Genomic DNA, 25,443 nt, shown 5'->3' on the forward strand with positions numbered 1-25,443 from the left:
ACTGCAAAAGTAATAAAAATGATGAAGACATTCGTATTGAGCGTGTTAATAATTGCTATATCGATGGCATTATTAGGCATAAAGATGCTCTTCCGCAAGAACGGAAGGTTCTCTTCGCAGCACATTCACGACAATGCGGCACTGAGAAAGCAGGGCATCCACTGTGTGATCGACCAAGACAAAGCGGCACGCAAGGCCGGGAAAGCCTATTAAACGACGATTAAAATCAAAAAGACAATAAAGAAAATGAACAGGAAAAACATTCTCAAAACAATGGCCGTGGCTGCAATCGCCACCGTTTCCATGACCGGTTGTAACCAATCTGCCCCGAAAGTTGACGCAAAATCAGATGCCGCACAGACCAATCCTACGGGCTTAAAGATAGCATATGTCGAGGTAGATAGCATCATGAGCCGGTATCAGTTCTGCAAGGATTACTCCCTGATACTGCAAAAGAAGGGACAGAACATACAGAACACGCTCGCTGCCAAGCAGCAACAGTTGCAGGCTGCGGCTGCAAACTTCCAGCAAAAGGTGCAACAAAACGCCTATACACGCGAGCAGGCAGAGGCCATCAACGCCAATCTTCAAAAGCAAAACACCGACCTTCAGGCCCTCAACCAGCGGCTGACGAATGAGTTCCAGACTGAAACAGAGAAATACAATAATGCACTTCGCGACAGTATTCAGCACTATTTGAAGCTCTATAACAAGGACAAGAACTACAGTCTTATCCTCAGTAAGGCCGGTGACAACCTGCTTTATGCCGACAAGGCCTACGACATCACGAACGAAGTCATTGCCGGTTTGAACAAAGCCTACAAGCCTTCGGCAAAAATGGCAGCCGCAGTGCCGGCAAAGAAGTAGGCTCTTCCCTCCCTACCCCTCCCAAAAAGAGAGAGGAAGCAATCAAGATAGAAATGTAGGGACGCACGGTTCGTGCGTCCGTTCTGCGCGGAACAATCAACTTGTTCACTCATTTACCCGTCAACTGTCAACTGAAACAGGGGCGGACGCACGGGCCGTGCGTCCCTACATGCATTCGAGCAGCCCACCCTATCAACCATTTTATATATCAATATATCCATGATGGGTATGTAGGGACGCACGGCTCGTGCGTCCGTTCTGCGCGAAACAATCAACTTATTTACCCATTTTCGCGTCAACTGTCAACTGAAATAGGAGCGGACGCACAGACCGTGCGTCCCTACATGCATTCAACTGTTTTCTCATATCAATCCTATTGGTTTTCAATATCAGCCACTTTGGGCGACAAAATGAGCCATATTGCGCGGCAATATGGGTGATATTACCGCGTAATATGGCTGATATTGGAACGCCGTTGCAAGCAGTTGGCGTTCAAAGCGTTACAAGGTTATCCGACAATCGAACGGAGAACGCTGGGAGATACCTTGGAAACTGAAAGAAAAATCGTGGAAACCAAACGGAAAACCGTGGGAACCCAGAGAGAGAGAAACTCAGAGTTGACGGGTGAATTCCTCAGGAAGCAAGGGCATAGCACCGTTCTGTGTGCAGACGTAGGCACTGACTTCTACGGCCAGTTTGTGGGCTGCTTTGATGGATTTCCCTGCAAGAATGGCTGCACAGAACGCCCCCGTGAAGCTGTCACCTGCCCCAACCGTGTCGGCAACCTCAACCTTCGGCGTCTCTTGGAACGACTTCGTTGCAGGCGCAAAAACATAACTTCCGTTGACACCACACGTGAGAACGAGCATCTTTAGATTGTATTTTCCAAGGATAAGCCAGCACTTATTCTCCATATCCAGCCCCGGATAGCCGAACAAACGACCGATGGTGACGAGCTCTTCGTCGTTGATTTTGAGAATGTCGGCAGCCGCAAGCGATTCTTGGATAATCTCTTTGGTGTAGAAAGTCTGGCGCAGATTGATGTCGAAAATCTTGAGACAGTCTTTCGGGGTGGCTACGAGGAATTGGTGAATGGTCTCCCTTGAGACGCTGTTGCGCTGCGCGAGCGAACCGAAACAAACGGCGCGGGCGTTCTTTGCCACCTCCTCAATCTCGTCGTTGAATGGAATATTGTCCCAAGCTACGTTCTCCTTGATGTCGTAAGTGGGCACTCCTTCGTCGTCGAGCGACACTTGTACCGTGCCCGTTGGATAGTCGACGATGGGCATAATGTAGCGAAGTCCTTCCTGATCAAGCTCCTTTCGTGTCTGATCGCCAAGGATATCGTTGCCCAAAGCACTGATGGCCATGGCGTCAAATCCGAACTGATGGGTGTGAAAAGCAAAGTTGGCAGGTGCCCCGCCCAGCTTTGTTCCTTCGGGTAAGCAGTCCCATAATGCTTCGCCGAGGCCTACAATAAATCTTTTTTGCATAGAGAAAATAATAAAAAACGAGGCCCCACGGCACCCACTTTTAGCCTCCCAAGGGGAGAGAACGCTTGCTTGCGTGGGCTTGTCGCGTTCGTTTCAGGGTGTCAGGGGCGTCAGGTTGTGTTGTTATTGAATGCGTTTAGTTATGTTATTGATTGGATATTGCCAAGGAATGCTCCCTCACGAAGGGAGGAACGGGGCGGGAGTTCAAGCCAGTTTTCTTATATATGTAAACAAATAAGCCACACCTACTGCCATGACAAGGATAGCTCCGGCCTGCCGATGCAGTGCGTCACTGACGTAACCCATCAGCAATGGGAAGACCGTTCCGCCGAAAAGACCCATGATCATCAGCCCGCTGACCTCGTTCTTTTTAGTGGGAACGCATTGCAAAGCCTGTGCAAACACAATGGAAAAAACATTGGAATTACCATACCCAACGAGTGCTATTGCCGTGTAAAGCACAAGCTTTGACGTGCCGAAATAGAGACCAATCATGCTCAATGCCATCATCGTGACGCTGATGATGAAGAACGTTTGTGTCTTCATCACGCGCAGGAAGAAACTTCCCGTGAGGCATCCTATTGTGCGGAACAGGAAATAAAGGCTCGTAGCAACGGCTGCTTCGTTGAGCGTCATGCCCAAACGTTCCTGACAAATCTTCGGTGCCGTGGTGTTCATTCCCACGTCAATGCCCACATGACACATGATACCAATAAAGCTCAACAGCACGATGGGAATGCCCAAAAGCTTGAAACAAGCGATATATTCGTCTGCGATATTGTTGGTGGGGAGTTCATTTTCAACGATAACGGCTTCCTCTTCAATCGGCGTTGTCCATAATAATAAGGTGGCAATGATGCCGATAATCATGTAAATAGGAAAGAGAACGCGCCACCCTAAGCCGAAACTTGGAATGCTGGCCGAGGCACCCCAGATGGCAAGATAGGGCACCATGAACGACGCAATGGCCTTGATGAACTGGCCAAAGGTAAGCGTGCTGGCAAGATTTCCGCCTTTGATGACGGTAGAAACCAGTGGGTTGAGCGAGGTTTGCATCAGTGCATTGCCGATGCCCAACAGGGAAAAGGCGAGCAACATCAGCAAGTAACTTTCGCCAAAGAGGGGCAGCAACAGGGAAAGGACCGTGATGATGATAGACAGCAACACGGTTTTCTTGCGCCCGATTTTATTCATCAGCATGCCCGTGGGCACGGAAAAGATGAGAAACCAAAAGAATACTAAAGACGGAAACAGATTGGATTGCGTATCGTTCAGATGCAAATCGGCCTTTACATAATTGGATGCCGTGCCCACAAGGTCAACAAAACCCATTGTGAAAAAGCAGAGCATCACGGGGATAATGGCAAGTTTGTTGGTTTTATTCATGTCGTTGATAGGAGTTTGTCGTTCGGTTTATGTTGCAAATATAGGCATTTCATTCAGAAAAGCCATAAAAAAATCGTTCAATTTGCGCCAAAGATGTTACATCGTAACCATTTTATGCGAAGCCGAACGATTGAAGCTGTTGGTTATTTCAATTCATATAGCGTTGTTTTGGCAGCCCCGTTGACCGTTAACCTACCGTAAGGTTCGGTTGGGAAAACAAGGTTGGTCATGGCCATTTTGCCTGCGGCATCGAAGGCTTCTATGCTGCATTTGTCAATGAAAATACGGAATTGGCGAATCGTTCCGTGCGTCGGAGCGATGGTCTTTGCCTTGAACATGTCGCTGAACCCGGTGTTTCCGCTTTGCGTTCTGTCCATGGAGAAGGTGCAATCCTTGGGATTATAGGTCATCACCACCTGCTCGTCACGGGCGTTGCTAAGCGTAATCACCGTTGGTTTCGACTGTGATTTGATGTCAACCACAAGTTCGCAAGCGGCCAAAAGCCTGTTTGTTTTATCACCACGCAGGGCAAGCAACTCCTTTGAAGGCACCACACTGACGTAGGTTTCGCCTGCATCGGTGAAGAGCCCCAAGTCACGTGGCACGGAATTGGCACTGCGATACTGCATCGTCGGCACCTGATTGGCATATTGCCAGTTGCTCATCCACGCAATAGCCACACGACGGTTGTCGGGTGCATTGTCGAAGGTGACGGTGGCATAGTGGTCTTTTCCATAGTCCATCCACTTGGTAACGTCGGGCTTACTCTCGCAAGTGAACTTGTGACCATCGAAAGATCCCACGAAATATTGGGTGGCACTGCCCCCAAAAGGTCCTCCGGGATTGATGTTACATATCAGCAACCACTTCGCTTCCCCGGTTCCGTTGACAGGCAATTTCATGAGGTCGGGGCACTCCCAAACGCCGTCGTGGTTACCATATCCCAGCCCGAATGTACTCTCAAATGTCCAGTTTTTGAGGTCTTTCGAGCTGTAAATGTTCATCTCCTGCCCTGCGGCAAGGATGAGATTCCACGCATGTATGTCTTCATTCCAGAAGATGTGAGGGTCGCGAAAGTCGGGGACTTCGGCCGTAATTACAGGGTTATTGGCATACTTAGTGAACGTTTTTCCGTCGTCGGTACTATAGGCAAGGCTCTGTGTCTGGCTCTTTCCGGCCGACGTGTACATGGCAACAACGGTGCCTTTCCCAAGGCCCGAAGTGTTGTTTTTGTCCACGATTGCGGAGCCACTGAATATAGTTCCCAACGCATCGGGGCTGATAGCGTTACCTTGATGCACCCAATGTACAAGGTCTTTTGACGTGGAATGGCCCCAAGTCATATTCTCCCATTGCGAGCCATATGGGTTATATTGGAAGTAAAGATGCCACACTCCGTCTTTATAAAACAGCCCATTGGGGTCGTTCATCCACCCCCATTGGGGGGTATGATGATAGACGGGGCGATACTTCTCGCGGTTGGTGGTGTCGAAACTGTCGCTGGTCTTGAGTTCTTTCCAGACCACAAAGTCCTTGATAGAACCGGTGGAACGGCGGTTATTGGGAAAGGTAATGTCGAGCAACACTTGCTTTCCTTGATAACTGTCGAGGGCTACCGGCACGAAATAGTCGATGTGGTCAACGGCTATTTTGGCGTTGAAAGTCTTTACAATCTGATTATCAACGATGACCTTCAGAGCGGCATAGTCTTCCTTTTCCTCTATCGGAATGAGCAGATAGCGCTGATGTGGTGTGATACGGGCCAGCGAATGGTTGTCACTCAACTGGTTTATTTCAGTGACTTTTGACTGTGCATGAGTTTGTAGCAGCATGAAAGAACAGGCTAAAATCAAAAAACTCTTCTTATAGTTCATCATATTTTTTCTTTTATTCATATTGACTGACCTTCACGTCACTCACTGAAATATTGCCTCCATAGCTGTTGATGCTCCAGCAATTCTTCTGTATTCCATAGATACGGTTGGTGTAATTGCAAATATCATTGACGTAGACCACGCATATACTGTTATCAGTATAGACAGTCACATGGTAGGTGTTGTCGGTTGGGCGGTTGAATACATAGCCATCAATTCCTGCGATAAAGCCCTGTCCCGACTTGCCTTCCTCTTCGAAATTTAGCTTGCGTTGGCTGTCGTTTTCGGGGTTCACGATGACCGAATAGTATTTATCAGAGTCGCTGCCACGTACAACAGAGAAACCAAACTTATCTGTGTTGCTGCTGGTTTTGACGGTGAATGAAATCTTGTTATGGTTGCCTAAGCGGTTGAAAAGCAGGTGGGCATCACCGTTCAGCGTGTAGGTTCCATTGCTTTCGGTCACCCCCTGCTGGCTTTTCTCCATGAGTTTCACCTGCTGTTCCTTGCTATATTTGTCGCTGATAGCTTTTACTTCACCCAAAGTCAGCGTTCCGTCAGCATGCTGGATGAGGCGATGTGCCACAAGGTTTCCAGCCCATTCAGGTTCGTTTGGCGCTGCACCAACGTTCGTGTTGTTCTGTCCAGGGCGCGTAGGACACCAGCCCCAGATATATCGATTGGTGCCATCTGTGGCGGTTTTTCCTGCATAGAAGCCGCGACTGTCAAGGAAACCTTCATGGCTGTCGGGCCATTTGCCGGCATCATTTGCTGTGCAGGCTTTCAGCTCATTGAGTGTCTTTCCTTTGAAATACTGTACACGACGCAGTGCAGAATGCTTCTCGCTGTAAACAAGATACCACCACTCGCCCATCTTGAACACGTCAGGACACTCGTAGAAACGGTCCCACATGTCGGTCATGAAAACGCCTGCATGTGTCCAGTTTTCAAGGTCAGAAGAGGTAAATTCGGCCAGAACGCCCTTGCTTCCTTTGAGGGTTGAAACGAGCATATGATAGCGGTTATCATCGCCTTTGAATACAAAGGGATCACGGAAGTCGTTCTTACTGTAGCCATAGTCTTCGCCTTTGAGTCGGAAAGTTCTATTCTTTGTCCAGCTTTTGAAGTCAGCTGATGTGGCAACCATTACCTCTTCACCGTTTTCCTTGGATGTAGGTTGGTATTTATGTCCTGTGTAGAACGTGTAATAGCGCTTGTCTTTTTCAGAATAAATGGTAGAACCTGTGCCCAAGGCAGCATCTTGTTCGGCCAATCCTCCACATGGAATTAATTCGCCTAATGAGCGATAATTTGCTGCATCGGCAGTACTTACCGCCCATATTGGGTGGTAAGTACCGGCAGGATTTGGGCGATAGTCTTGTAAATAGAGTATCTTGAAATCCTTTGATACGGGGTCAAAAAACGGCATTGGGTCGCCCACATAGCCACTGTAAGGCTTATAGTAAGTGTCCTGTTTCTGTTCGTCTGTCGACTTGAAATAGATGGTATTGTCCCAATCTTTCTCGGTAACGGGGTTGTCTTCGCTGCTGCAACCTGCCAATGGTAGCACCATGAGCGCTGCCAATATGATATATTGTATTTTCTTATTCATAAGATTATATTTACTTGTTCATCAGATAATCAAATGCATTGCGAGTCATTTTGGCAATGTTTTTGTGATAGTTCTCAGCCACTTCAGCGATGCTGTACCAGTCGTAACAGCCTGAACCGATACATAGTATCTTGCCCTTTGTGCCGCTTGTAGGGAATTCCCATGCCACGATAGCACCGTCGCCACCATACGCAAGGTCTTTTCCTCCGGTCTTACTACGCCATGCTGTGTAGTCATCATAACCGCCCCAATCGTTTCCAATGTGCCATTGTGCGGTAGAGTTAGTAATGCGATAGCCTACATCACAGGTGTAGACATTTGCCGGTTCACCGCTCTTCATGATGAGATTTTGGAACAAAGGATGATCCGTGTGGCCTGTAATCATGAAACTCCATGGCCCATTTACGGTCTCAGCATCAGCCTCGTTCTGTCCCCAACAGTTGTTAGGACAGGCATTGTTGGCAACGGCTCCAATCTCTGCAGGCATATTGGTTGCATAGCGTGTAAAGAGGAATGAGCCACCATTATTATAATAGTCTTTCAGCTTCAAGGCTGCATTGAGGGCTTCGGGAGCTGAAGCTTCAAATGCATTTTTGCCGTCAACGCCACCGTCTTTGTGGTAATGCCACCATATAACTTTACATTCGCTGAGGTCTACAGTGCCGTTCTTGATATCGGCAAAAGAGGCATAAAGCGAGTTGGAAACGTTCTCCAGCATCCACTTGCAGGCCGTTTGTTCCTCCATATTCAACTGATCCATCGAGGCAGCCAAGCCTACAAAGACAGCCGAAGGTTTGCCGATTGCAGTCACGGTAACGGTGTATTGACTCTCTGCTGTATTGTTCTTGACTTTGAAGACAACAGGATTAATGAAGTTTGTCGGCACGCCACTCATTGGTTCGAGGGTTGCATCATCGCTGTATTCAATAGTAGGCGTGAGGGCTGTAAGGTCAAGTTCCTTTGGAACATATACCGAAATGGTTTTGTATTCCTCATCAATGATCCCCGTATAAATGTCGTTTATTTTGAAACTCTTTATCTTGGCTTCATCACGTTTCACGCTAATCGTCCAGTCAAGCAGTACATCTCCGTTGGTCACACGAATGACTTGCGGTGTAGACATATTGAGTTTATCGCCCACTTTGATGTTGCTTTCGGCACCGTCGCTGATAGTAAGTGTGGTCACAGCCATATTTTCAACGGTATAAGTCTCTGGAACGCGTACTGTAACCGTACGGTTTGCCGAGTCAATAGTGCCCTCGTATTGGTCGAGTTTCAGGCTCTTCAGTGCACAATTCCCATTGAGTTGCAAGTCAGAAACGTTGCTGTCGCTGCATGATGTGAATGTAATCACGCCCAACAATACTATAAATAATGTTGAAATCAGTCTTTTCATAATTACCATGCTCCTATGTTTTGTGTATAATGACCGTTCGATGCAGCAATCTGTGCGTATGGAATCGGCAGGTATTCATTCTTGTCCTTAGTGAACTTAGCACCTTTATATATAGCGCAGTCGTTGGCTTCTTCTGCATAATATTTATTGATAACGCTCTCTGCTTCGCCCCAACGAACAAGGTCAAAGAAGCGCTCACTCTCCATACCAAGCTCTACCCTACGTTCCATTTTAACGATTTTCAAAGCTTGATTTTGGTCATAGCTGCCAGTATAAGTCCCGACATTCATCTTTACACCGTATTTACTTTCATAATCACCGATAACACTCATGCTCTGTTTTGCACGTGCACGAAGTCGGTTAACGAGTGAAATGGCTTCATTGATTCGGCCGTCATTCAACTGAACTAAAGCTTCGGCACGTTCCAATAGCACATCGGCATAGCGGAAAACGATGCGATTCATTGGTGTGCCCCACCATGAACCTTTGATGAGATAGCCACAGTCTGGGTCTACATTCTGCTTCAATGTGACATAATAGCCATAGAGACCATTCGATCTACTCCATGTAGCGCTCTCGTCCATGATATACTTTTTGTTGAATTCATAAGGCAAACCAGGAATTCCAACGGTGAGAAACAGGCGCGGATCAGCATAATCCTTGGTCTTGTCATAATTGTCTTTGTTGAAGTTGTCAAGTTCAGGAAGACCGTTGTTGTCGGTCTTAAAGGCATTGACAAGGTTCTGACTGGGTTTGTAGAAGTCGCAACCTCCATCGGTAACTCCAGGAATATTCGGCACAATCAGACCGTAGCTCCAGTTCAGATTACCGTATTTTGTACCGTCGTTCATGGAATACTGCATGGCCCAGATACTCTCTTTGCCATTCTCATACTGTGGTTCTGGACGGAAGTTGTCGTGGAAATCAGCTGCGAGTCCATAACCTCCGGCCGTATAAATACTTTCATCTGTGTATTCGATAACCTTCTTCAAGTCGTCTTTCGAGATGCTCGTTACCTGGTTACTTTCAGCATTATCCTGATGATAAGCCTTGTAAAGATAGACCTTTGCAAGGAAAGCTGCAGCGGCAGCCTTGCTGGGTCGGCCCACTTCTGTTTGCTTCACAGGCAGCGTTTTGTAAGCAACCTCAAGGTCGTTGATAATCTGTTGCCAGCCTTCATCATTGTTAAACTCACGGTTGGAAAGGTTGTTATACTCCTCGGTTGTGAGGCTTTCGTTCATAATGAAGGGGATATTCTTATAGAGTCTCTTCAAAAGGAAGTGACCATAAGCACGGAGATATTTCATCTCGGCTATTCTTTCGGCTTTCAGCGGATAGCTTGTTGCGTCTGTTTTATCAAGCAGAGCAATGGCAGTATTCACGCGGGAGATGCAATTGTAAAGGCGTTGCCACATGTCACTGATGTTCCAATTGGTGGTAAGAATGCCCTGAGAAACTTCCAACTGGTGGAAAACATCACCGTCACTCGTACCATTGCCGCCCTTATAAGCATCGTCGCTGCGCACATCAAAGTTCCACATTGAGAACGAAGAGTTGATGTCTTCGGCCGAAATCCATACGGCATAAGCCGATATAACAAGGTTATCCACATATTTGGATTCCTTTACTTGCTTGTCGCTCAGCGTTCCCTGCGGTGTCTGTTTGTCGAGGAAATCAGAGCAACTACCTAATACAAGCGTCATCAACGCCGTACAAATATATATTAATTTCTTCATTGTTTTAGATTTAGAATGTAACATTCAGTCCGAAAGTGATGTTGAGTGGGATTGGATATCCAAAGTTAGGATTCTCCGGATCAACGCCCGTGAAGCTCTTGCTATGGACAGTAAGTAGGTTCTGTGCACTCAAATAAACACGGAAACGCTCCATAAAGAGTTTCTTGGCAATGCTTTGTGGGAAGTTGTATCCCAACTGAATGGTGCGCAGTTTCAAGTAAGAACCGTTTTCGACCCAATAGGTTGACACACGCTTTTCATTGTTGTTGTCCGACAAAGTCAATGCCGGTATGTTGCTTCCCGTGTTGGTTGGGCTCCAGGCATCAAGCAAACGACGTCCCTTGTTAAGGAAACCAATGTTTAAACCCGCCCAAAGATCGGTTTCTTTCTTTAGGTCTGAAATGATATCCACACCTTGAACACCTTGCCAGAACATGGTGAAATCGAAGTTCTTATATTCTAAATAGAGATTGAAACCATAGGTGAGGTCGGGCACGGGATTATAAATCCAGTCCTGATCTGCCTCAGTAATCTTATTGTCTCCATTGAGATCTTTCCAGCGGATGCGTCCTAATGCAGCACCATCCTGCACGGCACTATTGTCGATTTCGTCTTGACTTTTGAAGATACCATCGGCAATATAGCCCACCTGTGCACCCATAGGATGACCGATAACGCTCTTCACCCCGTTACCACCAAAGGTTCCATTGGCAGCAACTGTAGCTGGAAGTTTCGTGATCTTGTTGCGATATGTACCGATATTTCCTGTGAGATCATATTTCAATCCAAAGTTGGTCTGACCGCGATAGCCAAGGTTTAGTTCTATACCTCGGTTCTCCATTTCGCCTGCATTAATCCATTGTGTACTGCCTTCTCCCATGGTTGCGATGCCTGCCATCTGCACAAGAATGTCCTTGGTCTTCTTGTAATACCAGTCAAAACCGCCATAAAGACTTCCGTTGAAGAATGAGAAGTCAAGACCAAGGTTGGTCTGTGTGGTTGTTTCCCACTTGATATTGTCGTTTCCAATCTGGTCACGTTTGAAGCCAGACGGCAGGGTTTTGCCACCATTGGTACCACCGATATCATAAGAAGTGCCATAACTCTGACCGCCATTCTCACCGACTCCGTAGTTACTTACATAGATAGTGTAGTGTGCAATGTTCGAAATTTCCTGGTTACCTGTCTGTCCCCATGAAGCACGAAGCTTCAAATCGTCAATCCATGTAGCTTTCTTGAGGAAGTTTTCACGGTTGATTCGCCAGCCCACAGAGACAGAAGGGAAGGTGGCATAACGGTTATTACGACCGAAACGGGAGCTTCCATCATGACGCATTGTCAATGAAGCCATGTACTTATCATCGTAGTTGTAGTTAAGTTTACCGAAATAAGAGATGAGCGAGAAGCCCGAACCGCCACCGTAACTCTGTGCTGTTCCCACGCCGGCATCAGGCCACATGTAGTCGGGATTAAGGATAATGAAGTTCTCTTTGTACCCAGAGAAATTGGTATCATCCTCACGGTTAAGCTCCATACCGAACATAGCGTCTACTCTGTTGAGTCCCATAACGGCGTTATAAGTGGCAACTGCATTCCACATCCATTTCGTCCAATGTTCCTGTTTGGCTTCAACACCATTCTTGTTATTGGCAACATTGCCCTCGGTTACAGGGTAAGTGAAGATGCGTTGTTGCTTCTGGCTGTAGTCAAGGCCGAAAGTTGAGCGGATATTAAAGCCTTTGAAAGGGTTCAAATTTAAGTAAGCATCACCGAAAAGGCGCCAATATGTGTAGCGGTTATCGCTGTTTCGTTGCAAACGTGCTACTGGATTCTCGCGGTCAGGATAGCCTCCTACAGGGCCGGCATACTCTCCTTTAGCTGTATATACAGGCAAAGAGGGATTGAATTGCAATACGTTGCTGAGGAAACCACCAGGAGCTTGCACCTCAGAAGTACGGTTCAAGGTGAAGTTTTCACCTACAGTCAGTACGTTACCGATGAGCTTATAGTCGGAATTCATACGTGCAGAGAAACGCTCAAAGTCAGAAGTTTTGATGATACCAAGGTTCTTATAGTAGCCAAGAGAGAAGTAAGAGCTTCCTTTCTCCGTGCCGTTGCTCACGGCAACATTATATTGTTGGATTACTCCTGTACGCGTTGTTTGGTCAAACCAATCGGTATCTGCGGCAGGAGTTGTGCTTGCTGCATCGAGATATTTATTCATCTTGATGCCATTCAGCACGGGATATCCGTTGGCATCATAGCCCCACTGGTAGCGATAGCCCAAGCCATTGGTGTTGGGATCCATACCGTCATTGACATAAGCCTGCCACATTACCTGCCCATATTCCTTAGCATTCATCACATCCATCTTATGCGCATAGGATGAAACGGCTACTGAAGCGTCAAGGTCAACCTTTACTTTTCCTTTCTTTCCCTGCTTGGTTGTGATGATAATTACGCCGTTGGCAGCACGTGAACCATAGATAGAAGCCGAGGCTGCATCCTTCAACACCTGGATACTTTCAATGTCGTTACCGTTGAGTTCGTGCATACCTGCTTTCGTTGGCACACCATCTATAATATAAAGTGGATCGTTGTTGTTGAGCGTTCCGATACCGCGAATGCGCACAGTTGCACTTCCCGACGGTGCACCGTCAGCCGAAATATTCATTCCCGGCACACGACCTTGCAGTGCTTTGATAGGGTTGTTTTCATTCTGTTTGGCTATTTCGTTGACGCTGACCACTGAGATTGCTCCCGTCAAATCGGCCTTTCTTTGCTTCGTATAGCCCGTAACAACAACCTCGTTCAACAGTTTTGATTCTTCTTTCAGTGTGATTTTCAGATTTGGAGCTGCTTTTACTTCTTGCCCGACGTAGCCGATGTAGGTGATAAGAAGGGTGGAACCCGGCTTCGCCTTCAGTTTGAAGTTGCCGTCGATGTCGGAAATCGTACCGTTAGATGTACCTTTTTCCATGACCGAGGCACCGATAATCGGGTCGCCATTGGCATCGACAACAATTCCGGAAAACTCTGTTTGCGCATAAATCAATGTGCAACAGAACATGAGCGTGGCGCTCATCATGAGTCGTTTCAGATTGTTCATTCGTTAATTTATTTAGGTTTATAATGTTATCAGACAGGAACCACATGACTTTTCAATGATCCTATCAAGGTTTCTGTCGCAAAGATAAACCGCAATCTTGTAAAACGAACGAACTTATCGTTCAAAACAAAGCAAAAATGTTACATGAAACAAAAGTGATAGCTTTTGTTCAAAATGTTGCATTCTCTGCAAGGTTGGCCCCACTTTCTGCCATCCATCGTACTTCTTTGGCCTATTCCGCAACCTTACGGATAAGCGAAAGGCCGTCACGAAGAGGCAGAATAACTTTCTCTACCCGCTTATCGGCCATCACATGGTCGTTGAATGCACGGATACCGAGGGTTTGTTGGTCGTGGTCATAGGCTGAATCCACGACGTGACCGTCCCACAATGTATTGTCGGCCACAATGTAACCGCCCCGCCGAAGCACTGACATTGCCATCTCATAAGTCTCGATATACGTGCGTTTATCGCCGTCGATGAAAGCCATATCGAACGTAATTCCAAGCTTAGGGGCCAACAGATTAGCATCTCCGATGGCGAAAACAATGCGCTCACTTACGTGAGATTGCTCGATCCAAGGGCGTGTAAAGTCTTCCATTTCGTCGTTGATTTCAAACGTATATACCTTGCCGTCGCCCGTCAATCCCTCGGCCATGCAAATGGCACTGTAGCCACTGAACGTGCCCACTTCAAGGATATTCCTCGGTCGAATCATCGTGACAAGCATCTTGAGCAGCCTGCCTTGAATATGCCCGCTGGCCATTCGGCCGTGTATGGTGTGGATATTCGTGGCCCGATAGAGGCGATACAGATAGTCGTCTTCGGGGTCGATGTGTTGCACGATATATGCATTGATAGGGTCTTCTATGCTTTGCAGTGCCGCAACCTGCCGCTCTCCGTGTCTGTTCATCGCTCAAACGGCATTGGAAAGATGGGCAAGTATGCCGTCAATGGCCATGACATAGCCATGCAATCCGAAGCCGCAGACGACGCCAAGGCAGACAGAACTGAGATAAGACTGATGGCGGAAAGCCTCCCGACGGTGCACATTACTGATGTGAACCTCCACCACCGGGCACTTCAATGCGCGAATACAGTCTTGCAAAGCAATGCTCGTATGGGTGTAGGCACCGGCATTCAGCACCACACCGTCATGCGTAAAGCCCACTTTCTGCAGCTTGTCAATCAGCTCACCCTCGCTGTTACTCTGGAAATATTCAATCTCGATGTCGGGGAATTTAGCCTTCAATGCGGGCAGAAAGTCCTCGAACGACCGGCCGCCATAGATACCCGGCTCGCGAACTCCCAAGAGATTGAGGTTCGGTCCGTTGATGATTTGAATCTTCATTGTCTCGTTTTTTTTGTTTATCTTTGCAGCAATGGCATGCGGAAAGGCTTACAACACTTGCCAAATACGCCATCCTGCAGCAGCAAAAATAATAAAATAAATGGAAACCGACAAGAAAAGCGATGCGAATATACTGAAGACTTATCTGCGATATCTGAAGTTGGAGCGCAATTATTCGCAGAACACAATCGATGCCTACGCCCATGACATCGCGTGGCTCATGGACTATTGCGACCGAGAATCGCGCAAACCGACGGCCTTGCAGCCCGAAGACCTGCAGCATTTTGCGGCTTCACTGCATGAATATCAAGTCGGTCCGCGCTCGCAGGCCCGCATCTTGAGTGGCGTCCGCTCCTTTTATCGCTATCTGTTGCTCGACGGTTACATCGAAACCGACCCCACCGAACTGCTCGAATCGCCCGTCTTGGGACAACATCTACCCGAGGTTCTGTCCACCGAAGAGGTGGATTTGCTGGAGCAAAGCATTGACCTTTCGAAGCCCGAAGGCCAACGTAACCGCGCCATTATCGAGATATTGTTCTCTTGTGGTCTGCGCGTTTCGGAATTAGTCAACTTGAAACTCTCGCAACTCCATCTTGAAGAAGGCTTCATTCGCGTGCTGGGTAAGGGGTCGAAAGAGCGGCTCGTACCGATTTCTCCGCGTGCCATTAAAGAACTAAAACTGTGGTTCACCGACCGTGTCCACCTGAAAATCAAGCGCGGAGAAGAGGATTTCGTATTTCTGAGTAAGCGTGGTGGGCATCTCACGCGCACCATGATTCTCATCATGATCAAGCGACAAGCTGAAGAAGCCGGCCTCAAAAAGACGATTTCCCCCCACACCTTGCGCCACAGTTTTGCCACGGCTTTGTTGAAAGGTGGCGCCGATTTGCGGGCCATTCAGGCCATGTTGGGCCACGAAAGCATCGGTACCACCGAGATTTATACGCACATCGACACGACAACCTTACGCGAAGAAATCCTGAATCATCACCCCCGAAACATGAAAAAACCATGAGGTAACGCATGTAGGGACACATGGTTCGTGCGTCCGCTCAAGGTGAAAGGGAAACGCACGTGCGCATTCTGCATGCTCGCTTCATACGAAATGTGCCGACAATAACTCCATTCACATGCCTCCAAAAACCCAATTCACAGCCTTTTCGCAATAAAACGGGAGGCGAGAACATGATAGATATATATATAATAAGGTGGAAGTACATTCCATGGAAGCAGGTTGGGTTTGCAAACCACGCTGTCTTCTGCCCTAAGACAAGAGCTATCGGCCCCGAAAACCAATCTTTTGCGCATCTAATATTGATAATTATACAAATCTATCTTGCTTTTATGCAAAAACAAAAGAATGTTTGTATATTTATAAAATTAGTCGTATCTTTGTTCACATCAATTGAAACGACGATATGGGATACACGAGAATGTCGGCTGCCGAGGCTGCGGCCATGATCAAAAACGACGAGACTATTGCGCTTTCGGGGTTCACTCCAAACGGTGTTCCCAAGGCCGTTTTCCGCGAACTCTCCAAACATGCCGAGCAAGAACACGAGGCCGGGCGTCCCTTTCAGATTGGAATTATCACCGGAGCCTCCACAGGTCAGAGCGTAGAAGGCGACATGGCAGCGGCCAAGGCTATCAAGTTCAGGGCGCCGTTCTCCACGAATAAGGACTTCAGAGACTGCACTAACGCGGGCGAAATCGACTTCGAGGACATGCATCTTGGCCATGTTGCCGAGCGATTGCGGCGTGGGTTCTATGGCGAAATCGACTGGGCCATCATCGAAGTGAGCGGCTTGGAGGAGGGAACCTCCACGTGCAAGGCCTTCCTGACCAGTGCCGGAGGCATCGTACCCACCATTGTCAGGCTGGCTAAACACGTCATCATCGAGCACAACAGCTTTCACCATCCGACGTCACATCTGCTGCATGACGTGTACGAGATAGCCGAATGCCCCCGCCGTCTCCCCATTCCTATCCTACAGGTTGGCGACCGCATCGGCAGAGAATACGTGGAAATCGATGCCAAGAAAATCGTTGGTGTGGTGGAATGTTGCATTCCCGAGGAAGCACGCGCATTCACTCCGCTCGACCCGGTCACTGAACAAATGGGCCATAACGTGGCCGATTTCTTGGTAAACGACCTGAAACGGGGCATCATTCCGCCCGAATTCCTGCCCTTGCAGAGCGGAGTTGGCGTGACGAGCAACGCCGTTCTCGAGGCATTGGGGCAGAATCCGGCCGTCCCGGTGTTCTCCGTTTACGCGGAGGTTGTGCAAGATTCCGTCGTAAAATACATGAGAGAGGGGCGCATCAAGGCTGCCAGTTGCTCGTCGTTGACTGTCACCAACGACACCTTAAAAGGCATTTATGCCGACATGGACTATTTCAAAGACCGCATAACCATACGTCAAAGCGAGATTAGCAACGCGCCCGAGGTCATCAGAAGACTTGGAGTCATCGCCATGAATACGGCACTTGAGTGCGATATCTACGGCAACGAGAACTCCAGTCACATCTGTGGCAGCCGGCTGATGAACGGAGTCGGCGGCTCATGCGACTATGAACGGAACGGCTTTATCAGCATTTTTACGACACAGAGTACGGCAAAAAACGGTGCCATCAGTAGCATTGTGCCCATGTGCAGCCATGTAGATTCAACCGAACACGACGTAGATGTCATTGTAACCGAGCAGGGAGTGGCCGACTTGAGAGGCAAAGGTCCGCTGCGAAGAGCGCAGGAAATCATCGAAAACTGTGCGCACCCGGACTATCGTCCCTTGCTTCGCGACTACCTGAAGATAGCAGGTAAGGGACACGAACCGCAGCACATGCGTGCAGCCCTCGCCTTCCACGATGCCTATCTGACGAAAGGCGACATGCGACTGACGGAGTTTTGATGCCGCAAAGAGATGGTATCTTCTGTCGATCATGTTAAAATAATTACACAAAAGACAGGGCTTTTCCAAGCAACCAAATAGAAATGGGAGGCGAAGGTCTCTGCGGTTTTCTGCTTGGTTTTGGCAAATGGTCTTGTCGTTTCTTGCAAGTGATGTGCTTGTTTCAGTCCTGTTTGCTCGCAATATGGCCCATTTTACATGACGATATGGGTCATATTACACGCTAATCTAGCTTATTTTACCTGCCAAACCGAGGCATATTGCAACGTTGTTGCAGCCAAACGGCCCCACTTTGGCATTTATTTCCCGTCGTTGTTTCTGCTGAATTTCATAACCATCTGCTGGCCAACGAATTACAAACATCTGAAATTCAGCGTGTATTTCCGTCCATCTTCTTTCGCTTTTCAAATACGCAAGCTACGCAAAGCCTTTTGTTAAGTATTTTCATTGCATTCCTCTTCGGAAACCAAACGACTGAGCATAGCCGAAAAACAAGACAACGCAACACCGCTTCAAAGAATCGATTGGGAATGAAACGCGCAACGCTTGCAGCATTGAACCCCAATAGCTGCGATGTATTCCCCGCCGAATAGAAATGGAACAAGGAAAACCAAGCGACCTGTCGCCAACAGCATGGGGTTGCAATAGATTGGATTTCCTGCCTTTGAAAGGGTCAGGAGAGGCCATAAATCCAATGGGGTTTACGGGGTGCATGTGGCTTATTCCACCTCTCATTCAATTCCTATGAGCCTCAAGGGCATGGACAATGGAAATGACTTCGGCCTTTATCGGCATGAAAAGGAATAGGGAAAAGGTGGTTATTAAATTTATAAAAGATGTTAATAGAATGAATGAAATTGCCATAAATAGCCTATCTTTGTTTTCGTATGAAACATATAGTCTTACCAACACAAGCAAAGTGATGCGGAATATTTCCGAAATGAAACCATCATATCATACAATGAAAACGAAGAATAAGCCTAAATGGTATTTCTTTTACGGTCTTTTTGCCTCGGTTTTTCCATGGGCAAGTGATGCCGGGCGACGGGATTCGTATTCCCAAATGCACGACCTTTGCTTGAGAACACAGGCTTTATAAGATGATAACACACTATTTACAACACTGAAAACCATTCATATCCTATGTGGAAACTACTGACTCCTCCGGCCTATAAAGCCGAACAAACCGGCCCCGAAGCCGATGCAAGATACAAGAAATTGCGTTGGCAGGTGTTCTTGGGCATCTTTATCGGATACGCCGGCTTTTATATTGTGCGCAAGAACTTCTCAATGGCGATACCGATGCTTGCCAATTTCGGTTTCGACAAAGGCGAGTTGGGCATCGTACTCTCGATGAATGCCATCGCATATGGCTTCTCGAAGTTCATCATGGCAAGCATTTCCGACCGTAGCAACGCCCGTGCTTTCCTGCCATTGGGCTTGGTGATGGCCGCCATATCCATGCTCTTCATGATTGTTCCCATTCAATGGATCGGCGCCGACCACAAATCGCTGGCCATTCTCCTGATGGCTGTGCTCAACTTCCTTGTGGGCTGGTTCAACGGCATGGGGTGGCCGCCGTGCGGACGCGTGATGACGCACTGGTTCTCCATCAAAGAGCGCGGCACATGGATGTCATTCTGGAACTGTGCCCATAATGTTGGCGGCGCTTTGGTAGGTCCTATGGCCGTATATGGCGCAATGTGGTTCGGATCATGGTTCTATGGCGCCGATGCGCAGCGATATTTCCTCATCGGAACCTATGCTTTCCCGGCCGCGGTAGCCATTTTGATTGCCTTGTTGGCCTATAGCATGATACGAGACACGCCACAATCGTGCGGACTTCCGTCCATTGAGAAGTGGAGCGGCTCGGCTTCAAAGAACTATAATGAGAAGGCCGAGCAGGTACTTTCCACGAAAGAGATATTCAGAATCGTGCTTTCCAACAAGTTCCTTTGGTATATTGCCTTTGCGAATGCCTTTGTTTACATGGTACGCTACGGCTGTTTGGACTGGGCACCGACTATTCTGACCGAGAAAGGCATCGACATCAAGAGTGCCGGCTGGGCCTACTTCGCCTACGAGATAGCTGCCATTCCGGGCACCATCATCTGCGGTTGGCTGTCAGACAAGGTATTCAACGGCCGACGTGCCCTGCCTACGATCCTATTCATGGTGCTTGTGGCCGTAGCCATCGTGGTTTACTGGCAGAACATCGACAATGTGAATGTCGTTATCGGCTGTTTAATCGCCATAGGTTTCCTGATTTACGGGCCAGTAATGCTCATTGGGGTGCAAGCTTTAGACCTTGCGCCGAAGAATGCAGCAGGAACGGCGGCCGGTTTGACGGGTTTCATGGGCTATGTACTGGGAACGGCGCTTCTGGCCAACATCGTTATCGGCTATGTGGCCGAAGTTGCCGGCTGGAACTGGACGTTTATCCTCCTCATCATCGCCTGTTTACTTTCCATTCTCTTTATGGGACTGACCTATCATGAGGAACAATATCTGGTAAAACAGCAAAAGAACGAAGCATAAACACTAAAAACACTAAATTTTATAATGGAAAAGACAGACGTATATAAACCGTTAGGCCCACAAAGAAAACCGTTTTTGAAATGGCAGATGCGCACTATTCTCATCACAATGATAGGATATGCCATCTTCTACTTCGTGAGAAAGAACTTCTCTTTGGCCATGCCAGGACTGACAGCAGAGTATGGTATCACCAATAAAAGCTTTGGTTGGATTATCTTTATCGGCTCGCTCGTCTATGGTTTCTCGAGATTCATCAACGGCTATCTGGTCGATAAAATCAAAGGTCGCATTGTCATGGCATTAGGTTTGTTCCTTTGTGCCGTTGCAAACTTTGCTTTCGGGTTCGGTGTCAACCTTAGTGCGATGATAACCGGGGCGGATCACGGGGCAGACTTCACGTCGACGTTTATCTTCATCATGGGAATCATCATCATTCTTAATCAATATTTCCAAGGAATGGGCTATCCTCCCTGCGCCAGAATACTGCCCCACTGGATCCATCCCAGCGAGTTAGCCACGAAGATGTCGATATGGAACACCTCACATTCCGTGGGTGCGACGCTGGCCGTGCTGATTTGCGGATACATCATGGGCACAATGGGCGTCAACCTGAGCAGCAATCCGGCTTGGGTGGCCCAGTTGACGACCCATCTCACAGACAATGGGGTCACGGATGCCGCAAATCAGGCCTTGGCCTACGCATCTCATACCGGAGCATGGCGTTGGTGCTTTTGGATTCCGGCCTGCATCGCGTTGGTAGGTTCGCTTTTCATTCTGATAGGACTCCGCGATGAGCCGAAAGATGTAGGGCTTCCCGACCTCCCCGACACCTCATTGGGCCACTATACTGACGCAAAAGACAAGAAAGCCCGGAAGAAATTCGAGATGATTATGGTGTGGAAAAACCGCTGGGTTTGGACATTTTGCATCGCTAATCTCTTTGTATATATCGTTCGTATGGGTATTTTAGACTGGGGACCGAAGTTCCTTACCGAGAGCAGAGGCATGAAAATAGCGGAAGCCGGCTGGACTGTTGCGGCCTTTGAGATAGCAGGTATCGTCGGAACTTTGTTCGCTGGGTGGGCCACTGACCATCTTTTTAAAGGCAAGGCTCACCGTATGTGCGTGTTCAGCATGGTGGGTGCGACGCTCTTTATGACGATATTCAGGTTCCTACCCCAGAATTCGAGCTTCCTTTTGACAACGATTATCCTCATCGGTGCAGGCTTCTGTATCTACGGACCACAGGCACTTATCGGCATAGCTTTGGGCAATCAGGCCACGAAAGAGGCCTCAGCGCGTGCCAACGGCCTGGCGGGCATCTTGGGTTACATTGGTGCCGGTCTGTCGGGCCTGCTGGTTGGCTACGTTGCCGACCTCTATGGGTGGACCCATGTCTTTGAAACCATCATCGTTGTTGCCGTCATCTGCATCTTCATTCTCGTGTCGATGTGGCAAGCTCCACGCGATGGTTATGAGAAGAGTCAGTCTATCAACTACGACGAATAACGTATGAAAGAACGCCATATGAAGACCATTGAATCTTATATCACCCCGTTTTCGGAAGAAAGATTGCTGAAATGCTGTGCCAAGATCAAGCATGTGGCCTTGGACATGGACGGAACCATCTACTTGGGAAGTACACTCTTCCCCTATACCCAAGGCTTTTTGCAGACGCTGAGGGCTCATGGTATCTCGTATTCTTTCCTGACCAACAACCCAACCAAGAGCAGTAAGGACTATTTATTGAAGCTGAAAGCATTGGGAATTGAGGCAACGGAGGAGCAGATGTACACGTCGTCGATTGCTGCGATAGACTATATCAAGCTGCATTATCCACAAGTCAAGCGCATATTCGCCTTGGGAACACCGAGCATGCAACGGGAATTCACGAACGCCGGCTTTGAACTGACGGCAGATTCTCCGCAAGACCGTCCGGACATGTTGGTGGTTGCTTTCGACACAACCCTTACTTATGAACGGCTATGTCGTGCGGCTTGGTGGGCCTCGAAGGCCGAAATCCCCTTCATTGCCACCAATCCCGATTGGGTATGCCCCACGGATCAGGAGGTAATTCTTGTTGATTGCGGCTCTATTTGCAGCGCCATTGAGGCCTCGACAAAGCGTAAGCCCGACGTTGTCATCGGCAAACCCAACCCCAATATGCTCTATTGTATCAGCGAACGGTTTGGTTTGAAGCCCGATGAAGTCGCCATGTGCGGAGACAGAATCTATACCGACGTGGCCGCCGCACAGAATGCAGGGGCCTTGGGTGTGCTGGTTCTCTCTGGAGAAACAACGTTGGAACAATCCCTTACCTATGAACGGCAACCAGATATTACGGCGCTTAACGTCGAAGAGTTTGGGAAACTGTTGGTAAAAGCAAGAAAACTGACATTGTCTTAACTCAATAAAGACTTGTATTTTTTATAATCAATCATTCATTAATAACTAACACTACATTCTATGAAACGAGTATTTATGTCTTTCGTGAGCGCATTGTTGATTTCAGCTCCTGCGCTTGCAGCCGACGAAAACGCGAACATGGGACCGGCAGAAACGAACACTGCAACGGAAACAGCCACAACCTCGACCGAGAAAACCACGGATGAGGAAAACACTTCAGCCTTGGAAAAACTCATCTCCAAGCTCCCGAAGCTCTCAGGTTACCTGCAAACGGGTTGGAACTACACCACCCAAGGCAAAGGGACGTCGTCGTTCCAAGCCAAACGCCTGCGTTTAATCATGGACGGACAGGTGATGGAGAACGTTACCTTCCGTTTACAGATTGAGGCTTTCAATGGTATCGGCGGTTCAAGGAACGGAAACGGACAGAAGAACCTCCAAGTGATGGACGCTTTCGCCACAGCGAAGCTCTCTGATGCGCTCAATATCAGGGCCGGACAATACTATCTTCCGCTCGGATTTGAGAACTATAACATATCTCCCGCAACGCTCGAGACTGTCGATTTCTCTAATATCTGCTACAGAATGGTGTGCCGTAACCCTGTTTCCTACAATGTTGTGGACTATGGTCGCGACCTTGGCGTGATGGTGTTCGGTAATCTGCTGCCGAATGCAGAGAAAGACTTCAACTATTTGAGCTACTACCTCTCGCTGACTAACGGAAACATGCCGATGAAAGACGACAACAACAAGTCGAAGGACATCATTACTGTACTCGAATTCCGCCCCATCAAGAACCTTATGTTCAAGGGTGCGTACAACTGGGGCGAGTATGCTTCGGAGAATATCGCTGGTGGAAACAGTCTTGTTCCGGCCGGTGTGAAGCATCAAGAGATGAACCGTTACATCGTCGGAGCATGGTATAACGACCCCAACGGCTTGAACCTGCGTACAGAATACGGCCACATACAGGCCGGAAGCTATGTGAAGGAAGACGGTTTCTATGCCCTTGCGGCCTATACCATCGGAAATTGGGTGCCAGTTGTGCGCTATGACATGTATCGCGACAAGGTAAACAAGGCAACCTTGAACAACTACGACCGCATTTTGGGTGGCTTCACCTACATGTTCTCCAAGAAACTCAAGATACAGGCTAACTATGGCTACTCCATGTACACCAAAGAGGCAAAAGATTTCTCCAATGGTGGCAAGAAAGGTTCAAGCCAGATACAGATCATGGCCATGTATAAGTTCTAAGAAAACCATCGTTTAATCTTTCAAAATTCACGATTATGAAAAAGTTATCTATGATTCTTGCTGCCGCTTGCTTAGCCGTTGCGGCACATGCACAACACTTGGGCTCCGAATATCGCCTCAAGAAGGTCATTCCCGTAGCCGGTCGGCAAGGTATTGCCATTGACAAGGACTACTACTACGTGTCCGACACGCGCGCACTCTACAAGTATGACAAGCAGGGCAACCTCATTATGAAGAACGATCAGCCGTTCAGAGACCCAGAAAAGGCCAACCACTTCGGCGATATCGACATCTTCAACGGCGAAATCTACACCGGTAACGAGAAATTTGAGTTCGGTCAGGGCCATAATATATCAATTGACGTCTATGATGCTAAGACTTTGAAGTGGAAACGAACCATTCCATGGATTGCGGAGTCGGGACAAGTGGAGTGTTCAGGCCTTGCCATCGACCGCGAGAAGAACCTTGTGTGGATGAGTGACTGGGTTGACAGTCGATACGTGTATTGTTACAGCCTCGAAACGGGCAAGTATTACACCAAGATGCAGTGCCGTCCGTGTCCATATTGGTGCCAAGGCATCTTCATTGCCGATGGAAAAATGCTCTTTGCTGCCGATGATGGCGAGTCAACCTTCGGTATTGCAGACAACATCTACGTGGCCGACGTTTCCAACGTGCCTTATACTGGTCTTAAAGACGGCACACAAGTGACCGTAGAGAACTTCAAAGCAGTGAAGAAACCGGGTAAGGTTGCAGCCGGAGCCATAGCAGGTCGCATTGAACTCTTCCGCGAAATGGGCGATTTCCGCCGTGCCGGCGAGATTGAAGGGCTCTCCATAGACCCGACGAACGACGACCTTGTGGTGCTCAACAACCGTGGTAACCAGATACTTTTGGGCATGCCGATCGGTCCTTTCACCGAGGAAGGCTACACGGGTGAGGTACACGAGCTCTATGTTTACGAGAAAATCAAATAAACAACACAGACTTTTCTCACTCATGGCCTTAGGCCTATGAGCTATAAAATGCGCCGAACGATTGAGTGATCAATTGTTCGGCGTCCTTTTTTATCTTGATAAAAAGGCCATTGAGCCGACGTACGGGCTGTGCATCCCTATTTTAGACTGCACAGAAGCTCGCTTTTCCATGTAGGGGCGTACGGCTCGTGCGTCCGTCCAAGGTGAATGAAATGCAAATGTATGGCTTTTTGAGCGGATATGCACAGGCGTTGGAGCGGACGCACGGGCCGTGCGTCCCTACATGCATTCGGGTCGCTCACTCCATCAACCATTTTACGCATCAATCCGCCCATGATTGGTATGTAGGGACGCACGGCTCGTGCGTCCGCTCCAGCTGAATGAAGACACAAAAGCATGGCTCGTTGGAGCAGATATCCATTCCGCCGATTTTTACATTTATTCAACCTGATAACCAACGACTTGCACCTTATGTTCCAATCTCACCTATTTTGCCGTGCGAAATGGCTGAGATTACACGGTAAAACAG

18 protein-coding genes are annotated in these 25,443 nt (G+C 48.2%); 9 read left to right on the plus strand and 9 right to left on the minus strand.

What is annotated here, in order from left to right; translation table 11 throughout:
• The first annotated feature begins 18 nt into the window (after nt 1-18).
• Nucleotides 19-213 carry a hypothetical protein gene (locus H164_RS0106565; protein ID WP_025830120.1) on the plus strand — a complete coding sequence of 65 codons (195 nt, stop codon included), beginning with the start codon at nt 19-21 and terminating at the stop codon, nt 211-213.
• A 33-nt stretch (nt 214-246) separates the two neighbouring features.
• Nucleotides 247-867: an OmpH family outer membrane protein gene (locus H164_RS0106570; protein ID WP_008564693.1), complete on the plus strand. Its 621-nt coding sequence runs from the start codon at nt 247-249 to the stop codon at nt 865-867.
• 611 nt (nt 868-1,478) lie between these two features.
• Here the strand turns inward: H164_RS0106570 and H164_RS0106575 are convergent.
• The 9 genes from H164_RS0106575 to aroQ all read right to left on the minus strand — a co-directional run bounded on the left by H164_RS0106575 (nt 1,479) and on the right by aroQ (nt 14,824).
• The gene (locus H164_RS0106575) at nt 1,479-2,360 is read right to left on the minus strand and encodes a carbohydrate kinase family protein (RefSeq protein WP_019967894.1); all 882 of its coding nucleotides are present in this window, start codon (nt 2,358-2,360) and stop codon (nt 1,479-1,481) included.
• 204 nt (nt 2,361-2,564) lie between these two features.
• Nucleotides 2,565-3,746: an MFS transporter gene (locus tag H164_RS0106580; RefSeq protein WP_019967895.1), complete on the minus strand. Its 1,182-nt coding sequence runs from the start codon at nt 3,744-3,746 to the stop codon at nt 2,565-2,567.
• 143 nt (nt 3,747-3,889) lie between these two features.
• Nucleotides 3,890-5,623, minus strand: a complete 1,734-nt coding sequence (locus tag H164_RS0106585; RefSeq protein ID WP_025830118.1) for a DUF4980 domain-containing protein — start codon at nt 5,621-5,623, stop codon at nt 3,890-3,892.
• A gap of 10 nt (nt 5,624-5,633) precedes the next feature.
• On the minus strand, nt 5,634-7,232 hold the full coding sequence (locus H164_RS0106590) for a glycoside hydrolase domain-containing protein (RefSeq protein ID WP_019967897.1): 1,599 nt from the start codon (nt 7,230-7,232) through the stop codon (nt 5,634-5,636).
• 10 nt (nt 7,233-7,242) lie between these two features.
• Nucleotides 7,243-8,637 carry a DUF4960 domain-containing protein gene (locus H164_RS0106595; protein WP_025830117.1) on the minus strand — a complete coding sequence of 465 codons (1,395 nt, stop codon included), beginning with the start codon at nt 8,635-8,637 and terminating at the stop codon, nt 7,243-7,245.
• Complete coding sequence (locus H164_RS0106600; protein WP_025830116.1) at nt 8,631-10,364, minus strand: RagB/SusD family nutrient uptake outer membrane protein; 1,734 nt, start codon at nt 10,362-10,364, stop codon at nt 8,631-8,633. The genes H164_RS0106595 and H164_RS0106600 overlap by 7 nt, the downstream gene beginning before the upstream one ends.
• A gap of 10 nt (nt 10,365-10,374) precedes the next feature.
• Complete coding sequence (locus H164_RS0106605) at nt 10,375-13,473, minus strand: SusC/RagA family TonB-linked outer membrane protein (protein ID WP_019967900.1); 3,099 nt, start codon at nt 13,471-13,473, stop codon at nt 10,375-10,377.
• A 232-nt stretch (nt 13,474-13,705) separates the two neighbouring features.
• Nucleotides 13,706-14,386 carry an O-methyltransferase gene (locus H164_RS0106610; RefSeq protein ID WP_019967901.1) on the minus strand — a complete coding sequence of 227 codons (681 nt, stop codon included), beginning with the start codon at nt 14,384-14,386 and terminating at the stop codon, nt 13,706-13,708.
• 3 nt (nt 14,387-14,389) lie between these two features.
• A complete protein-coding gene (gene aroQ / locus H164_RS0106615) occupies nt 14,390-14,824 on the minus strand; it encodes a type II 3-dehydroquinate dehydratase (RefSeq protein WP_019967902.1) in 435 nt (144 codons plus the stop codon).
• 100 nt (nt 14,825-14,924) lie between these two features.
• Here aroQ and xerA point away from each other — a divergent pair, with 100 nt between their 5' ends.
• The 7 genes from xerA to H164_RS0106665 all read left to right on the plus strand — a co-directional run bounded on the left by xerA (nt 14,925) and on the right by H164_RS0106665 (nt 24,914).
• A complete protein-coding gene (gene xerA / locus H164_RS0106620; RefSeq protein WP_019967903.1) occupies nt 14,925-15,842 on the plus strand; it encodes a site-specific tyrosine recombinase/integron integrase in 918 nt (305 codons plus the stop codon).
• Nucleotides 15,843-16,245: 403 nt separating this feature from the next.
• Nucleotides 16,246-17,736 (plus strand): acetyl-CoA hydrolase/transferase C-terminal domain-containing protein, encoded by a 1,491-nt coding sequence (locus tag H164_RS0106625; protein ID WP_019967904.1) that lies wholly within the window; start codon nt 16,246-16,248, stop codon nt 17,734-17,736.
• A gap of 1,143 nt (nt 17,737-18,879) precedes the next feature.
• A complete protein-coding gene (pgtP, locus tag H164_RS0106645; protein WP_008564675.1) occupies nt 18,880-20,274 on the plus strand; it encodes a phosphoglycerate transporter protein PgtP in 1,395 nt (464 codons plus the stop codon).
• A 24-nt stretch (nt 20,275-20,298) separates the two neighbouring features.
• Entirely contained in the window at nt 20,299-21,783 is a 1,485-nt protein-coding gene (locus tag H164_RS0106650) for an MFS transporter (protein WP_008564672.1), read from the plus strand.
• A gap of 3 nt (nt 21,784-21,786) precedes the next feature.
• Nucleotides 21,787-22,680 carry an HAD-IIA family hydrolase gene (locus H164_RS0106655; RefSeq protein WP_019967907.1) on the plus strand — a complete coding sequence of 298 codons (894 nt, stop codon included), beginning with the start codon at nt 21,787-21,789 and terminating at the stop codon, nt 22,678-22,680.
• A 60-nt stretch (nt 22,681-22,740) separates the two neighbouring features.
• A complete protein-coding gene (locus H164_RS0106660; protein ID WP_008564668.1) occupies nt 22,741-23,937 on the plus strand; it encodes a porin in 1,197 nt (398 codons plus the stop codon).
• Nucleotides 23,938-23,972: 35 nt separating this feature from the next.
• Nucleotides 23,973-24,914 carry an NHL repeat-containing protein gene (locus H164_RS0106665; protein ID WP_026356268.1) on the plus strand — a complete coding sequence of 314 codons (942 nt, stop codon included), beginning with the start codon at nt 23,973-23,975 and terminating at the stop codon, nt 24,912-24,914.
• The last annotated feature ends 529 nt before the right edge of the window (nt 24,915-25,443 follow it).

It is taken from the genome of Segatella maculosa DSM 19339 = JCM 15638 (assembly GCF_000382385.1).
Classification (GTDB): domain Bacteria; phylum Bacteroidota; class Bacteroidia; order Bacteroidales; family Bacteroidaceae; genus Prevotella; species Prevotella maculosa.

What these genes read in the sequence shown, in the direction of transcription:
- H164_RS0106565 (WP_025830120.1), top strand. Translation starts at nt 19, where the DNA reads ATGATGAAGACATTCGTATTGAGCGTGTTAATAATTGCTATATCGATG.
- H164_RS0106570 (WP_008564693.1), top strand. Translation starts at nt 247, where the DNA reads ATGAACAGGAAAAACATTCTCAAAACAATGGCCGTGGCTGCAATCGCC.
- H164_RS0106575 (WP_019967894.1), bottom strand. Translation starts at nt 2,360, where the DNA reads ATGCAAAAAAGATTTATTGTAGGCCTCGGCGAAGCATTATGGGACTGC.
- H164_RS0106580 (WP_019967895.1), bottom strand. Translation starts at nt 3,746, where the DNA reads ATGAATAAAACCAACAAACTTGCCATTATCCCCGTGATGCTCTGCTTT.
- H164_RS0106585 (WP_025830118.1), bottom strand. Translation starts at nt 5,623, where the DNA reads ATGATGAACTATAAGAAGAGTTTTTTGATTTTAGCCTGTTCTTTCATG.
- H164_RS0106590 (WP_019967897.1), bottom strand. Translation starts at nt 7,232, where the DNA reads ATGAATAAGAAAATACAATATATCATATTGGCAGCGCTCATGGTGCTA.
- H164_RS0106595 (WP_025830117.1), bottom strand. Translation starts at nt 8,637, where the DNA reads ATGGTAATTATGAAAAGACTGATTTCAACATTATTTATAGTATTGTTG.
- H164_RS0106600 (WP_025830116.1), bottom strand. Translation starts at nt 10,364, where the DNA reads ATGAAGAAATTAATATATATTTGTACGGCGTTGATGACGCTTGTATTA.
- H164_RS0106605 (WP_019967900.1), bottom strand. Translation starts at nt 13,473, where the DNA reads ATGAACAATCTGAAACGACTCATGATGAGCGCCACGCTCATGTTCTGT.
- H164_RS0106610 (WP_019967901.1), bottom strand. Translation starts at nt 14,386, where the DNA reads ATGAACAGACACGGAGAGCGGCAGGTTGCGGCACTGCAAAGCATAGAA.
- aroQ (WP_019967902.1), bottom strand. Translation starts at nt 14,824, where the DNA reads ATGAAGATTCAAATCATCAACGGACCGAACCTCAATCTCTTGGGAGTT.
- xerA (WP_019967903.1), top strand. Translation starts at nt 14,925, where the DNA reads ATGGAAACCGACAAGAAAAGCGATGCGAATATACTGAAGACTTATCTG.
- H164_RS0106625 (WP_019967904.1), top strand. Translation starts at nt 16,246, where the DNA reads ATGGGATACACGAGAATGTCGGCTGCCGAGGCTGCGGCCATGATCAAA.
- pgtP (WP_008564675.1), top strand. Translation starts at nt 18,880, where the DNA reads ATGTGGAAACTACTGACTCCTCCGGCCTATAAAGCCGAACAAACCGGC.
- H164_RS0106650 (WP_008564672.1), top strand. Translation starts at nt 20,299, where the DNA reads ATGGAAAAGACAGACGTATATAAACCGTTAGGCCCACAAAGAAAACCG.
- H164_RS0106655 (WP_019967907.1), top strand. Translation starts at nt 21,787, where the DNA reads ATGAAAGAACGCCATATGAAGACCATTGAATCTTATATCACCCCGTTT.
- H164_RS0106660 (WP_008564668.1), top strand. Translation starts at nt 22,741, where the DNA reads ATGAAACGAGTATTTATGTCTTTCGTGAGCGCATTGTTGATTTCAGCT.
- H164_RS0106665 (WP_026356268.1), top strand. Translation starts at nt 23,973, where the DNA reads ATGAAAAAGTTATCTATGATTCTTGCTGCCGCTTGCTTAGCCGTTGCG.